Genomic DNA, 13,994 nt, shown 5'->3' on the forward strand with positions numbered 1-13,994 from the left:
AGGGCTTTTTTCCACCGAATGTTTGTGTCCCGGCAGCACAGGGCATACCGTGCGCGCAGAATGGCTCGCGTCGAGTCAGTTGCACAATCAGGAGGAAGTCGTGAACAAGGCCGAGCTCATCGAGGCGCTCGCCGTTCGCCTGGGGGACCGGAAGACGGCGACGGCCGCGCTCGACGCGGTCCTCGCTGAGGTCCAGGCAGCGGTCACCAAGGGCGAGAAAGTGGCGATCACCGGTTTCGGGGCGTTCGAGAAGCGTGTACGGGGGGCCCGAACAGCGCGCAATCCGCGTACCGGCGAGGCGGTGAAGGTCAAGAAGACCTCCGTGCCGACCTTCCGTCCGGGCGCCGGATTCAAGGAGATGGTGGCCAGCGGCAAGGTGCCGAAGGCCACGGCGGCGGCAAAGAAGGTCGCCGCGGCCACCGCCAAGACCACCGGTGCCAAGGCGACCACCGCGAAGAAGACGACCGCGACGAAGACGACCGCGACGAAGGCGGCTCCGGCGAAGAAGACCGCCGCGGCGTCCAAGACCACGGCGGCGACCAAGACCACCGCGGCGAAGAAGACCACGGCGGCGAAGACGGCCACGGCGAAGAAGACCGCCACGGCCAAGACGACCGCCACGGCCAAGAGCCCCGCGGCCAAGAAGACCGCCACGAAGAAGGCCGCTCCGGCGAAGAAGACCGCCGCGGCGTCCAAGACCACTGCGGCCCGCAAGACCGCGACCGCCAAGAAGGCTCCGGCGAAGAAGGCGCCGGCCAGGAAGGCAGCGACCCGGCGCTGAGCCGGCCGTACGACGAGGGCGCCCACCAGCACGGTGGGCGCCCTCGCCGTGTTCCCGGCCGGACCGCCGGACCCTCGCCCCGTTGACCGGGACACGACGGCGCACCCAGAATCGCCGCACCACCCCTCGGCGAAAGAGGAACCGTGCTGCGTCACCGCCACCTCGCCACCATCACCCTGGCAGTGGGCCTCGTCGTGCTGACCGACGTGCTCCGGGTCTTCCTGCCGTCGGTCATCACCATCTTCGGGCAGGCCGCGTCGACCCCGGCCGAGCTGCTCGGTGGGTTCGCGCTCGGTTGGTTCGTACTCGCGCTCGCCGCACCGGCGCTCGTCGGACGTGTCGGCGCCCGCCCCGTCGGTGTCGCTGCGGCGGTCGTGCTGTGCGCCGCCCGGCTCGCCCTCACCGCCGCGCCGGGCGGTCGGACGCAGCTCTGGCTGGCCACCACCGGCCTGCTGGCCGGGCTGGTGTGGTTGGCCGCCATCGCGGCCCGGATCGCGCAACCGGTACCCGGGTTGACGTTGGGGCTCACCGCGGGTGCGCTCGGCCATGGGCTGGTCGGCACGCACGACCTGGTCTGGTGGGGGAGCTGGGAGGCGTGGGCGCTCAGCGTCGTACTGGTGGCGCTCCTGCTTGTCGGTGAGACGGCGCTCGTCCGCCGCCCGGACACCGGCGACGCGGTCGGGCAATGGCCGGTCGGGCAACGGCCGGTCGGGCAACGGCCGACCGGCGACCAGGCGGTGCCGGGGGGCCGAGGCTGGCTGCTCACCGGGCCGGCCCTGCTGTTGGGCGGCATGGTCGCGTTGTCACCGGCGGTCGCCAGCACCGCCATGTCGTTCTGGTTCGGCGACGCCGGCACCGCCGTACCGCCGCTGTTCGCGTTGGCCCCGCTGGGGGTCGCGGTGGCGCTGTTCGTGCTCGGCGCGCTGACGCCACCCCGACAGCGGTGGCGTCCGCTGTCACCGGTACTGCTGCTGGCGGGAGCGGTGCTCTTCGGGTACGGGCCGCCGGTGGTGCTCGGCGTCGCGATGCTGCTGACCGCGGCGGGCCTGGGCGGGTGCCTGGCCCTGACGGCCGGCTCCGGCGAGGCAGCGACCGCCACCCGGCGGGGGTACGCCGCCCTCGGCGGCATGCTCGTCTTCGCGGTCGGGGCGGTGCTCCACTACGCCGCCTACGACATCGGCTATCCCAACGGATGGCTGCCGGTCCTGGTGGCCGCCCTGGTCGGCGTCGTCGCGCTGGGTGGCCTCCGCCGGCACCGGCCGGCGGTACCGGCAGCGGTCGCGGATCCCGTCCCGGCCTGGCCGGCGGCCGGGTTGGCCGCCCTGCTCGCCTTCGTGGCCGCGTTGCTGCACGGGCCGTGGCTGGTGGCGACCAACCGCGACGGGCCACCGGAGCAGGTGCGGCTGGTCGCGTACAACATCCGGATGGGCTTCGGCCTGGACGGTCGGCTCGACCTGGCCGGGCTGGAACGCGCGGTCGGCCGCGCCGACGTGGTGGTGCTCAGCGAGGTCGACCGGGGCTGGCTGCTCAACGGCGGCCACGACACGCTGCACCTGCTCGCCGCCCGGTTGGAGATGCCCTACGTCTTCGCGCCCGCCGCGGGCGCGCTCTGGGGAGACGCGGTGTTGAGCCGTTGGCCGGTACAGCGGGCGCAGACCCGTCCGCTGCCCGCCGTCGGCGCGCCCACCGGTGCGCAGGCCCTCGGCGTCACCGTCGACTTCAGCGAGGGCGTACGGCTGGCGGTGGTCAGCACCCACCTACAGCCGCCGCCCGGCACGGATCCGGTGGTCCAGGCCCGCGCGGTCGCCGAGTTCGCGATCGCGTACGCCGACGGCGTGCCGCTGGTGGTCGCCGGTGACTTCAACACCGAACCGGGCAACCCGGCGTTCGCCGCGTTCACCGGTGCCGGCCTGGTCGACGCGTTCGCGGCGGTGCGGCCGCTGGTCACCAGTCCCGCCGACGAACCGGACGAGCAGATCGACCACATCTTCGTCTCGCCGGACCTGGCCACCAGCGATCCCGTCGCGGTACGCAGCATCGCCAGCGACCACCTTCCGGTCGCCGTCACCCTCACCCTGCCCACCGCTGCGGGGCAGTGACCCCCGGGTCCGCCCGCCGCTGCCGGCCCTGCCTTAAGGCTGCCTCGCCCTTGCTCGCCTCGCTTGACAGTGTGGTCGGGGTTGCTCAGAGGCGGTCGGCGGCGAGTAGCCGGTCGCCGCTGAAGGCGAGCAGCCAACCCCCGCCCTTGCCGGTCGTGTAGTCGCCGTTCGTCCCGCTCAGCTGCCCCAGGGCACCCGGGATCACCTTGCCCTGGCTGCACACCGCCACCGGTTCACCGGCCGCGGCCAGGGCGCTCAACCGTCCTGCGGCGGCCAGTACGCACTCGTCGGCCTGCTGACCGGCCAGCGGCTCGTCCAGGTCGCCGCTCACCTCGATCGGCAGGTCCAGCAGCGCGGCGGCCGGGTCGAGGGTCTGTAGGCACCGGCGCGGCGAGGCGGAGAGCAGTCGGGTCGGCCGGATCAGCGCGATCAGCGGGGCCAGCGCGTGCGCCTCGGACCAGCCCCGCGGATCCAGCGGGCGGCCCGCGTCCGGGCCGGACCAGGACAACCGGCTGCCGGCGTGGCCGTGCCGGACCAGCAGCATCGTGGCGGTGACCGGGGGCAGCGCGGCGAACGCGGCCAACACCTCCACGTCGTGCGGGTAGCTGACCAACGCCACTGCCTCGTCCACTTCCAGCCAGCGCACCTCGTCGACCTCGGTGCCCGGCTGGAAGCCGCCGGTGCCCACCGCCCGCATCGACCAGTAGTCGACCACCTTCGGTAGACCCTCGCTGCGGTAGCGGACGCTGGGCAGCCGGACCTCGGGTGCCGCCTGCGCGTCGCTCTCCTCGGCGACCTCCCGTACGGCGGCCAGCATCGCGTGCTCGCCCGGCTCCAGCTTGCCCTTCGGCAGCGTCCAGTCCCCGTATCGCGGGCGGTGCACCAGACACACCTGTGGACCGCCGTGCGGTGCCGGTCGCCAGACCACACCGCCGGCCGCCCGGATCGCCTCGACCATCCGCCCAGCCTATGCCCGGGCCGCCGACCCGGCGGTGCTGCCGACCCGACGCAGCAACAGCTCCTGCAGGTGGGCCTGGGTGGTCCCGGGGGTGCCGGTACGCCGGGTCCAGTTGCCGTCCGGGCCCAGCTCGAACGCGTCGACGTCGGGGCTCATCGCCGCCGCCAGTACCTCGTCCAGTTCGGCGCGGGCCACCGGGTCGCCGACCTGCACCAGTGCCTCGACCCGCCGGTCCAGGTTGCGGTGCATCAGGTCGGCCGAGCCGATCCAGAACTCGGCGTCGCCGTTGTTGCCGAACCGGAAGATCCGGGAGTGTTCCAGGAACCGGCCGAGGATCGAGCGGACCCGGATGTTCTCCGACAGCCCGGATACCCCGGGGCGCAGCGTGCACATCCCCCGGATGATCAGGTCGACGTGTACGCCGGCCTGGGAGGCCCGGTACAGCGCGTCGGTGATCTCCTCGTCTACCAGCGCGTTCACCTTGAACTGGACCAGTCCCGGCATGCCGAGGCGGACGTGTGCGATCTCCCGCTCGATCCGGTCGATCAGGCCGCTGCGGATGCCCTGCGGTGCCACCAGCAGCCGGCGGAACGCGGTCTGCCGGCTGTAGCCGGTGAGCACGTTGAACAGGTCGGTCAGGTCGGCCCCGATCTCCGGGTCGGCGGTGAGCATGCCGAAGTCCTCGTACAGCCGGGCCGTCTTGGGGTGGTAGTTGCCGGTACCGATGTGGCAGTAGCGCCGGATCTGGTTGCCCTCCTGGCGTACCACCAGGGCGGTCTTGCAGTGGGTCTTGAGGCCGACCAGGCCGTACACCACGTGACAGCCGGCCCGCTCCAGGGTGCGCGCCCAGCCGATGTTCGCCACCTCGTCGAAGCGTGCCTTCAGCTCGACCAGCACCACCACCTGCTTGCCGGCGGCGGCCGCGTCGACCAGCGCGTCCACGATCGGCGAGTCGCCGCTGGTGCGGTAGAGGGTCTGCTTGATGGCCAGCACGTTCGGGTCGGCCGCGGCCTGCTCGACGAAACGCTGCACGCTGGTGGCGAACGAGTGGTACGGGTGATGTACCAGCACGTCCCCGTCGCGCAGGGTGGCGAAGACGCTGCGCGGCACCTCGCCCTCGGTGAGCCGGGGATGGGTCGCCGGGACGAAGGGCGGATCCTTCAGGTCGGGTCGGTCGGCCTCGCCGTACAGCTGCCACAGCGCGGACAGGTCGAGCAGACCACGGACCCGCAGTACGTCCTGGGTGTCCATGTCCAGCTCGCGGATCAGCAGTTCCAGCATGTGATCGGAGATGGAGGCGGCCACCTCCAGCCGGACCGGTGGCCCGAACCGGCGGCGGGCCAACTCCCGTTCGAGGGCCTGGAGCAGGTCCTCGTCGCGGTCCTCGTCGACCTCCACCTCGGCGTTGCGGGTGACCCGGAACAGGTGGCACTCGACCACCTGCATGCCGGAGAAGAGCTGACCGAGGTGGACGGAGATGAGGTCCTCCACCGGCAGCATCCGGACCCCGGGCTGGTCCCGGTCGACCCGGACGAACCGGGGCACGTTGTTCGGCACCTTGACCCGGGCGAACAGCTCCGGCCCACCGTCCGGGTCGCGTACCGAGACGGCCAGGTTGAGCGAACGCCCCGAGATGTACGGGAAGGGGTGGGCCGGGTCGACGGCGAGCGGGGTGAGCACCGGGAAGATCTGCTCGCGGAAGTAGGTACGCAGCCGCTCCCGCTCGACGTCGCCGAGGTCGGACCAGCGCAGTAGCCGGATGCCCTCGGCGGCCAGCCCCGGCAGCACGTCGTCGACGAAGCAGCTGGCGTGCCGGGTGACCAGGGTGGCGGCCTTCTCCGCGATCAGGTCCAGCTGGGTCCGCAGCGGCATGCCGTCGCCACCGCGTACCGGCAGGCCGGCGGAGAGCCGGCGCTTGAGCCCGGCCACCCGCACCATGTAGAACTCGTCCAGGTTGCTGGCGAAGATGGCCAGGAACTTGGCCCGCTCCAGCAGCGGGGTGCCGGGGTCCTCGGCCAGGGCCAACACCCGGGCGTTGAAGTCGAGCCAGGACAGCTCCCGGTTGAGGAACCGGTCCTCGGGCAGTGGCCGGCTCGGGGCGGGCTCTTCGGGCTCCGCCGGTGGGCCCGGTGCGGCCGTCGGGTCCAGCACTTCGTCCAGCCCGGCGGAGGCGGCGGCGGGGTCGGTGCCGGCCACGTCGTCCGGGGTCGGTCGGCCGGACCGGAACCGACCGTCGGTGCCGCGCGGGCGGTCACCGTTGCGGCTGGTGGTGTCATCGGTGCCGGCGGGACTGTCGGGGCGTTCGCGAGGGGTGCTCACCCGCTCATAATCACCCGATCCGGGTTAACGCAAAATGAACTTCGGCTGGGTGGTCAGGACATCGTCGTTGTCACGACATCGTCGGCAGTGTGACGCGTACGACGTCGCCCGCGGCGTCGGTCTCGACGCGGACCCGCTGGCCGAGCCGGAGCAGGCGCAGCCCGGAGGCGTCGAAGGCGCGCGCCGGAAAGGCCAGCTCGGTGCCGTCGTCGAGCAGCAGCAGCCCGCTGCGCGTCGCCGCGTCGAAGGTCGCCACCGTGCCCTGCATGCCCAGCACCGTACACCGGGTGCCGGGTCAACCGGTGCGGCAGCCGTCGGTCAGCGCGGCGCTGGCCGAGCCGAGCCCGAGCCGGGCCGCCGCCGCGAGGTCGTCGGCGGTGTCGACGTCCCGCCGCAGGCTGGGCCAGTCGCCGGTGAGCGGTCGGGCGCCGCTGGCCGCGTGCGCCGCGGCGGAGCCGGGCCCGAACCGGGGATCCAGGGGTACGCGCGGCGGCGCGACCAGCAGCACGGTGCCCGTCCCCGGCGCGTCGGCGACGAACCGGCGTACGTCCGGCGGGCCGGCCTGCGCCGCGGCCAGCGCGGCCGCCAGTTCGGCCGGGCGCAGCGCGGGCAGATCGGCGGTGAGCGCGGCCACCCACCCGTCGGTGCCGGCTGCGCCGTGCCGGAACGCGGCGTTGAGACCACCGGCGACGTCCGGCAGCACCCGGGCCCCCGTCAGCCGGGCCGTGGTGGCCACCCGGGGATCGTCGGTGACCACCCGCACCTCGGCGACCACGGCGCAGGCGCGCACCGCGGTCAGGGTGTCGCCGGCCAGGGCCAGCGCCAGCTGCTCGTGCGGTACGCCGGGCACCCCGCCGCGCAGCCGGGTCTTCGCGGCGGTCAGGCGCTTGACCGGCACCACCACGGTCCATGGCTGACTCACACCTGCCATCCTGCCAGTCGGGCACCGGTACGCTCACTGGCCGTACCAGGGGCGAGCAGGCATGATTTCGGCTGCGGGCGTCAGGAGGACTTCCTCCGGTGGACGGGTCGGGGCGGGCATGAGGAGGCACGGTGGGTCAGCGCAGGCTGGGGTTCTGGCAATGGTTCGCCGTGGTGCTGGTCAAGCCGTTGATGACGGTCTGGACCCGGCGTACCTGGCGGGGCATGGAACACCTGCCCCAGGACGGTCCCGTGATCATCGTGGCGAACCACATCTCGCACGCCGACCCGCTGGTCTCGGCGCACTTCATCTACGACGCCGGGCGGTGGCCGCAGTTCCTCGGCAAGGCGAGCGTGTTCAAGGTGCCGGTGGTCGGCTGGATCCTGCGTCGGTGCCGGCAGATCCCCGTCGAGCGGGGTTCGGTGGACGCGGCGAAGTCGCTGGATGCCCTGGTCAAGGCGCTCGACGCGGGCGATGCGGTGATCATCTATCCGGAGGGTACGACCAGCCGTGAACCGGACCTGTGGCCGATGAAGGGCAAGACCGGTGCGGCCCGGCTGGCGCTGGCCACCGGCGCTCCGGTCGTCCCGGTGGCGATGTGGGGGCCGGAGCAGCTCTTCGACCCGCGTCGGGCCCGGTTGAACCCGCGGCCCCGCATCCCGGTGACCGTGGTGGCCGGGCCGCCGATCGACCTGAGCCGCTGGGCCGGTGCCACCCCGAGCCGGCAGGTACTCGAGGAGATCACCGACGTGATCATGCTGCGGGTACGGGACATCCTCGCCGAGATCCGTGGCGGTACACCGCCGCCGTTGTGGCAGCGCGCCGGCCGGGCCCGGGCCGAGGGCGACCGTCCGGGAACGCCGGCATGAGCGAGCGTGAGCGAGTGAACCGTCGGGTCGGCGCGCCTGTGCCTCGTGGCGGCGCGGCGCGGAGTGGAGTGCTGGCATGAGCGCTGGTGGGCATGTGGCGGTCCTGGGGGGCGGCTCCTGGGGTACGGCGTTCGCGAAGATCCTGGCCGACGCCGGGCGGGACGTGACCATCTGGGCCCGGCGCAAGCCGATCGCCGACGTCATCCGTACCGAGCGGCGCAACCCGGAGTACCTGCCCGGGGTGGTGTTGCCGGAGCGGGTCACCGGTACCGGCGACGCCGCCGAGGCGATCAAGGGTGCCGAGATGGTGGTGCTGGCGGTGCCGTCGCAGACGCTGCGCGGCAACCTCGCCGAGTGGGTCGGTCACCTGCACTCCGAGGCCACCCTGGTGTCGCTGATGAAGGGCATCGAGCTGGGCACCACCAAGCGGATGAGCGAGGTGATCGTCGAGACCGCGCAGGTGGCGGCGGACCGTGTGGTGGTGGTTTCCGGCCCGAACCTGGCGCCGGAGATCGCCGCCGGTCAGCCGGCCGCCACGGTGGTCGCCTGCACCGACGCCGACCGGGCCACGCTGGTCCAGCGGTCGATCACGACGCCGTACTTCCGCCCGTACACCAACGACGACGTGATCGGTTGTGAGCTGGGCGGGGCGGTGAAGAACGTGATCGCCCTGGCGTACGGCATCGCCACCGCGATGGGCTTCGGCCACAACACCCGGGCGACGCTGGTGACCCGGGGGCTGGCCGAGACCGCCCGGCTCGGCGTCGCCCTGGGCGCGGATCCGCTCACCTTCGCCGGGCTGGCCGGCATGGGCGACCTGGTGGCGTCCTGCTCGTCGCCGTCGGCGCGCAACCGCACCTTCGGTGAGCACCTGGGTCGCGGCGCCACCCTGGAGGAGGCGCGGGTGGCCACCCGGCAGACCGCCGAGGGCGTCAAGAGCGCGCTGGCCATCCGGGATCTGGCCCGGGCACACGGGGTGGAGATGCCGATCACCGAGCAGGTCGAGCTGGTCTGCCACGAGGGGGTCGATCCGCGGGTCGCGGTACGGGCGCTGATGAGCCGTACCACCAAGCCGGAATGAGGGTGGGATGAGCGAGTACGAGTTCCGCTCCCCGGAGCAGTACGAGCACCGCTTCCCGGCCGGTGGTGACGGCACCCGGTGCGTACGCGCCGGCCTGCCCGCCCCGGCACCGGGCGCGCCGTTCCTGCCGGGGCCGGTCTTCGCCGCGCCGTACCACCTCGACCCGGAGCAGGGCCCGGCGGCGGCGCCGAACGGGTACGGGCGGCCGGACAACCCGACCCGCCGGCTGCTGGAGTCGGCCATCGGTGAGCTGGAGGGCGGTGAGTGCCGGGTCTTCGCCAGCGGGCAGGCGGCCATCACCGGGCTGCTGCTGGCCGTCTCGCGGGCCGGCGACACCGTGGTGCTGCCGGCCGACGGATACTTCCCGGTCCGCGCGTTCGCCGACGACACGCTGGCCGGCAACGGCGTGCGGGTGTTGTTGGCGCCGACCGCCGGGCCGTACCCGTCGTTCGAGGGGGTCCGGCTGGTGCTGGTGGAGACGCCGGCCAACCCGGGGCTGGACGTGGTCGACCTGCCCGCGCTCGCCGAACGGGTGCACGCCGCCGGTGCGCTGCTGGCGGTGGACAACACCACCGCCACGCCGCTCGGGCAGCGTCCGCTCGACCTCGGGGCGGACCTGGTGGTCGCCTCCGGCACCAAGGCCCTGACCGGCCACTCGGACCTGCTGCTGGGCTACCTGGCCACCCGGTCGGCGGAGCTGTTGGACCGGCTCACCGCCTGGCGTACGGCCACCGGGGCGGTGCCCGGCGCGTTCGACGCCTGGCTGGCGCACCGCTCGCTGGCCACCCTCGACCTGCGGCTGGCCCGGCAGAGCGCCAACGCCGAGGCGTTGGCCCGGCTGCTGGCGTCCCGGGCCGACGTGTCCGGGCTGCGCTGGCCGGGCCTGCCGGGCGATCCGGCGTACCCGGTGGCCACGCGCCAGCTGCGGCGGATGCCGGGGGTGCTCTCGTTCGACCTGGGTGGCGCCGAACGGGTCGCCCGGTTCCTCGGCGCGTCCCGGCTGGTCGCGGCGGCCACCTCCTTCGGTGGCCTGCACACCACCGCGGACCGGCGGGCGCAGTGGGGCGACGACACCCCGCCCGGCTTCGTCCGGCTCTCCTGCGGGGTGGAGGACACCGTCGACCTGATCGCCGACGTGTCGGCCGCGCTGGACGCCACGGCTTGATGCCGGCCGTCTCGGCGGCGGCCCGAGCCGCCATGGTCGACCGGTTACGGCGGGCCGGCTGTGTCTGGGCCGAGGACGAGGCCCGACTGCTCGTCGCGGCGGCCACCGACTCGCGGACGCTCGCCGAACTGGTGGCGCGGCGGGCCGCCGGGGAACCGTTGGAGTACCTGCTCGGCTGGGCGGAGTTCGGTGGCGAGCGGATCGCCGTCGAGCCCGGGGTGTTCGTGCCCCGGGCGCGTACCGCCTTGCTGGTCGAGGCGGCCGCCGCGGTGACCGGGCCGGGGGCGGCGGTGGTGGAGCTGTGCTGCGGTTCGGGTGCGCTCACCCGCGTGCTGGCGCGTCGGCTCGACGCGCCGCGGCTGCTGGCCGCGGTGGACCTGGATCCGGCGGCGGTGGCCTGCGCCCGGCGTAACCTGGCCGACCTGGCGGTGCCGGTCTTCGCCGGGGACCTGTTCGCCCCGCTGCCGGTGGCCTGGCGCGGCCGGTTGGACCTGGTGGTGGCGAACGCCCCGTACGTGCCGACGGCGGCGTTGCCGCTGCTGCCGTCGGAGTCCCGCCGCTACGAGGCACCGATGGCGCTCGACGGCGGACCGGACGGCCTGGCGCTGCTGCGTCGACTCGCCGTCGACGCGCCGGAATGGCTCGCGCCGGGCGGGCATCTGGTGGTGGAGGTCGGCGCCGCGCAGGTCGACGCGCTCGCGGCGGTGTTGACCGGGGTCGGGTTGGTGCCGACCATGGTCCGCGACGACGACCTCGACGGCACCGCGATGACGGCCCGACGGCCCGACGCCGTGGCGGCCCGGCGGGACGAGAACTAGCCTCACGTCAGGTCGGTGCGGCGGGAGGCGGGTTCGGGTGGAGAGCACAACAGTGCCGGTGGTGGTCGGGATCGACAACGGTGGTACGAGCAACAACGCCACCGTGCTGACGCTCGACGGCCGGTTCCTGGTCGACCGGCTGGTGGAGACGCCCAGTGAGGTCCGGTCCGGGCCGGCGGCGGCGGTCGAGGCGATGGCCCGCTCGTTCGACGGGGTGCTGGCGCTGACCGGGCTGGCCCGCGGGCAGGTCCGCGCGGTCGGGCTGGACACGCCGGGGCCGGCGAGCGCCACCGGAGTGATCTCCTCCAAGGGGTCCACGAACTTCTCCCAGCCGGCCTGGCGCGGCTACGACATCCGCGGCGCGCTGGAGCACCGGCTCGGGCTGCCGGTGGTGTACCACAACGACGGCAACGCGGCGGCGCTCTACGCCCACCACGGGTACTTCGGCGCCGACGCGATGAACCGCTCGTCGGTGGCCGCGATCGTGGGTACCGGATTGGGCGGTGGCCTGGTCGAGAACGGCCGGGTGATCGCCGGCGCGGCCGGGATGGCCGGCGAGTTGGGGCACGTGCACATCCCGCTGTCGGCGGTGCTGGAGGCGGGGCAGCCCGTACCGTCCTGCGCCTGCGGGTTCGCCGGGGACGCGGAGAGCGTCGCGTCGCTGACCGCGATCGAGCGCAACCTGCTGCCGTATTGGCTCACCCGGTTCCCGGAGCATCCGCTGGCCGGTGAGCCGCCGGCACGGGCCGCGAAGCTGGTCCGCGGCTACGGCGAACGCGGTGACGAGTTGGCCCGGGAGATCTTCGCCCAGCAGGCGAGGGCACTCGGGGCGCTGTTCACCGTGGCGGCGAACTTCACCGACCCGCACGCGTACTTCGTCGGCGGTGGGGTGGTGGAGACGGCTCCGGAGTTCCGCGACTGGTTCCTGGCGACCGTCCGCGAGCACACCATGCTCCGGGCGGAGCAGGCCGCGCTGGCGACCTTCGCGTTGGTCCCCGACCGCGACATGGCCGGCGCCCGTGGTGTCGCGCTCGCCGCGTTGGAGGCGGTACGCGCCCAACCGGCGCCGCCGCCGCTGGTCGGCGACTGAGCCGAGGGGCTGACCGGGCCGGCGGTGCCCTTACCGGCCCGGTCAGCGGCACAGTGGGTGCGATTCCTCAGCGGGTCGGCGGTGCCTGGGCGAACGTGTTCCAGGCGGCCGCCGGGAAGAGCAGCAGCGGTCCGGCGGGGTCCTTGGAGTCGCGTACGGCGACCGTCCCGGGGACGACCGCCACCTCCACGCAGGCGCCCTCGTCGCCGCTGTGGCTGCTCTTGCGCCATCCGACCACGGCCTCGGCCGCGTTGATCGTCGGTGTCATGTCAACTACCGTCCCTTCAGGATCTTGAGGAGTGCGTCGCGGCTGGCTGTCGGGCTGAGCGCGACGGTCCGCAGGTGCTCCATGATCTTCGTGCAGGTACGCAGGTCGCCGGGGCGGTCGAGGATCATCTGACCGGCGACCGTCTCCACGGAGGCGATCATCGGATCCTCCGGATCGGCGAACTCGAGAATGTGCAGCGAGCCCCGGGTGCCCCGGTGGTAACCGGCGGCCAGCGGGATCACCTGCACCGTGATGTTCGGCAACTCGCTCATCTTGAGCAGGTGGTTGAGCTGCCCCTGCATCGCCGCCTCGTCGCCGACCGGACGCAGCAGCGCGGCTTCGTCGAGGATCGCGTCGAAGATCGGCGGCTCCTGCTCGAAGACCTGGTGTTGCCGGTCCAGTCGCAGGTGGACCCGCTCCTCGACCTCGTTGTCGCTGAGCGTGTGTGGACCGCCGCGCATCACCCCGCGGATGTAGTCGGCGGTCTGCAGCAGACCGGGCACCACCGACGGCTCGAAGTTGGCGATGCCGGTCGCCTCGGCCTCCAGCGCGATGAAGTCGATGGTGCGCCGGTCGAGCAGGTACGAGTAGGACACCCACCAGCCGGGCTTGCGGGCATCCTTGGCCAACGCCACGGCGGCCGCGACCTCCTCCGAGCGGGCCCCGTAGAGGGTGAGCAGCGCCCGTACGGTGGCGGGGCTGACCAGGGTCTGGGCGTTCTCGTAGCGGGACAGCGTGCTGCGGGTGCTGTTGATCTCGTCGGCCGCGGCCTCCAGGGTGAGGCCGGCGGCCTCCCGGTGGTGACGCAGGGCGATGCCCAGTCGGCGAGCGCGTGCGGTCTTCGGAGCCATGCATCGATGGTCGCACGTATTTGGGACTATGTACATGAGAAAACGTCGGTGAGAGTTGCATTCACACCCATGAAGCTGTCACTCTGTTAGCGCGTCCTCACCACCGGTTGTCGTGGCGACGGTGGTGGTGAGCGACCGGAGGGGATGGGGCGCGCGGCGGTCGGGTTATTCCCCCGTACCCGGCCGCCGCGTGCCACGCCAGTTTGTCGAGCACCGGAAGGGGATCGACGTGCTTGCAGAGTGTCGGGAGACCGGACGGCCGTGGCGAACCCGGTCGGCGGCCGGCGGCGCCGGCTCGCCGCTCGGGTGTCGTCTCGCTCGCGTTCCTCGGCAGGCATCCCGTACCGCCACCGGCCACCGGGTGTCCGAGGGATGGGGTGGCCGGCGATGACCCGATTCCTGGTGGTGCTGACCGACGTGCGCCCCTACGAGGCGGACGGGCGCAACGAGCGGACCGCGCCCGAGCGGCGTCGGCAGGTGGTGGGCGCGAGCAGTCGGGAGGCGGCCGAACGCATCGCCGGGGCGTTCATGGCGCTGGGCATGGTGCGGGCCGGCCGGCAGCGGGTGAAGGTGATCGCCATCGGGCGGCGGCACGCCTTCGGCGAGCGTGAGCTGGCGAGCTGACTCGACATCGGGTGGTTACGCACCGTATATCGCTGGTTGACCGAATGCGGCCGTGTCGCCTTCTCGCAGGGTATCGGCTACCCGTTCTCGCCACGCACAGTAAGGTCATCCGGGAGAGCGCCAGCAGTGCGTCCCGGAAAGGTGACCGC

14 protein-coding genes are annotated in these 13,994 nt (G+C 73.1%); 8 read left to right on the forward strand and 6 right to left on the reverse strand.

Features of this window, described 5'->3' with window-relative positions:
* The first annotated feature begins 100 nt into the window (after positions 1-100).
* Both D2L64_RS03355 and D2L64_RS03360 read left to right on the forward strand, forming a co-directional pair.
* Positions 101-781 (forward strand): HU family DNA-binding protein, encoded by a 681-nt coding sequence (locus D2L64_RS03355; protein WP_199714400.1) that lies wholly within the window; start codon positions 101-103, stop codon positions 779-781.
* 146 nt (positions 782-927) lie between these two features.
* A complete protein-coding gene (locus tag D2L64_RS03360; RefSeq protein WP_119573443.1) occupies positions 928-2,880 on the forward strand; it encodes an endonuclease/exonuclease/phosphatase family protein in 1,953 nt (650 codons plus the stop codon).
* 85 nt (positions 2,881-2,965) lie between these two features.
* Here D2L64_RS03360 and D2L64_RS03365 read toward each other — a convergent pair whose 3' ends face one another.
* From D2L64_RS03365 to cofC, 4 genes are all read right to left on the reverse strand, one after another.
* On the reverse strand, positions 2,966-3,838 hold the full coding sequence (locus D2L64_RS03365) for an NUDIX hydrolase (RefSeq protein ID WP_119573034.1): 873 nt from the start codon (positions 3,836-3,838) through the stop codon (positions 2,966-2,968).
* Between the two features lie 9 nt (positions 3,839-3,847).
* A complete protein-coding gene (locus tag D2L64_RS03370) occupies positions 3,848-6,157 on the reverse strand; it encodes an RNA degradosome polyphosphate kinase (protein WP_119573036.1) in 2,310 nt (769 codons plus the stop codon).
* A 70-nt stretch (positions 6,158-6,227) separates the two neighbouring features.
* Positions 6,228-6,425: a cold-shock protein gene (locus D2L64_RS03375; RefSeq protein ID WP_199714388.1), complete on the reverse strand. Its 198-nt coding sequence runs from the start codon at positions 6,423-6,425 to the stop codon at positions 6,228-6,230.
* A 27-nt stretch (positions 6,426-6,452) separates the two neighbouring features.
* Positions 6,453-7,079 carry a 2-phospho-L-lactate guanylyltransferase gene (gene cofC / locus D2L64_RS03380; protein ID WP_119573040.1) on the reverse strand — a complete coding sequence of 209 codons (627 nt, stop codon included), beginning with the start codon at positions 7,077-7,079 and terminating at the stop codon, positions 6,453-6,455.
* 131 nt (positions 7,080-7,210) lie between these two features.
* Between cofC and D2L64_RS03385 the strand changes: the two genes are divergently transcribed.
* The 5 genes from D2L64_RS03385 (at position 7,211) to D2L64_RS03405 (ending at position 12,102) form a co-directional block, all read left to right on the forward strand.
* Positions 7,211-7,948 (forward strand): lysophospholipid acyltransferase family protein, encoded by a 738-nt coding sequence (locus tag D2L64_RS03385; RefSeq protein WP_119573042.1) that lies wholly within the window; start codon positions 7,211-7,213, stop codon positions 7,946-7,948.
* Positions 7,949-8,024: 76 nt separating this feature from the next.
* Positions 8,025-9,029 carry an NAD(P)H-dependent glycerol-3-phosphate dehydrogenase gene (locus D2L64_RS03390; RefSeq protein WP_119573044.1) on the forward strand — a complete coding sequence of 335 codons (1,005 nt, stop codon included), beginning with the start codon at positions 8,025-8,027 and terminating at the stop codon, positions 9,027-9,029.
* Between the two features lie 7 nt (positions 9,030-9,036).
* Positions 9,037-10,194 (forward strand): cystathionine gamma-lyase, encoded by a 1,158-nt coding sequence (locus tag D2L64_RS03395; protein ID WP_119573046.1) that lies wholly within the window; start codon positions 9,037-9,039, stop codon positions 10,192-10,194.
* A complete protein-coding gene (locus D2L64_RS03400) occupies positions 10,194-11,012 on the forward strand; it encodes a putative protein N(5)-glutamine methyltransferase (protein ID WP_119573048.1) in 819 nt (272 codons plus the stop codon). Before D2L64_RS03395 ends, D2L64_RS03400 begins: the two co-directional genes overlap by 1 nt.
* 37 nt (positions 11,013-11,049) lie before the next feature.
* On the forward strand, positions 11,050-12,102 hold the full coding sequence (locus D2L64_RS03405; protein WP_119573050.1) for an ROK family protein: 1,053 nt from the start codon (positions 11,050-11,052) through the stop codon (positions 12,100-12,102).
* 67 nt (positions 12,103-12,169) lie between these two features.
* Here D2L64_RS03405 and D2L64_RS03410 read toward each other — a convergent pair whose 3' ends face one another.
* A complete protein-coding gene (locus tag D2L64_RS03410) occupies positions 12,170-12,370 on the reverse strand; it encodes a DUF397 domain-containing protein (protein WP_119573052.1) in 201 nt (66 codons plus the stop codon).
* 5 nt (positions 12,371-12,375) lie between these two features.
* A complete protein-coding gene (locus tag D2L64_RS03415; protein WP_119573054.1) occupies positions 12,376-13,221 on the reverse strand; it encodes a helix-turn-helix domain-containing protein in 846 nt (281 codons plus the stop codon).
* Between the two features lie 387 nt (positions 13,222-13,608).
* On the opposite strand from D2L64_RS03415, the gene D2L64_RS03420 reads away from it, so the two are divergent.
* The gene (locus D2L64_RS03420) at positions 13,609-13,845 is read left to right on the forward strand and encodes a hypothetical protein (protein WP_119573444.1); all 237 of its coding nucleotides are present in this window, start codon (positions 13,609-13,611) and stop codon (positions 13,843-13,845) included.
* Positions 13,846-13,994: the final 149 nt, after the last annotated feature.

It is taken from the genome of Micromonospora radicis, from assembly GCF_003583405.1.
Classification (GTDB): Bacteria; Actinomycetota; Actinomycetes; order Mycobacteriales; family Micromonosporaceae; genus Micromonospora; species Micromonospora radicis.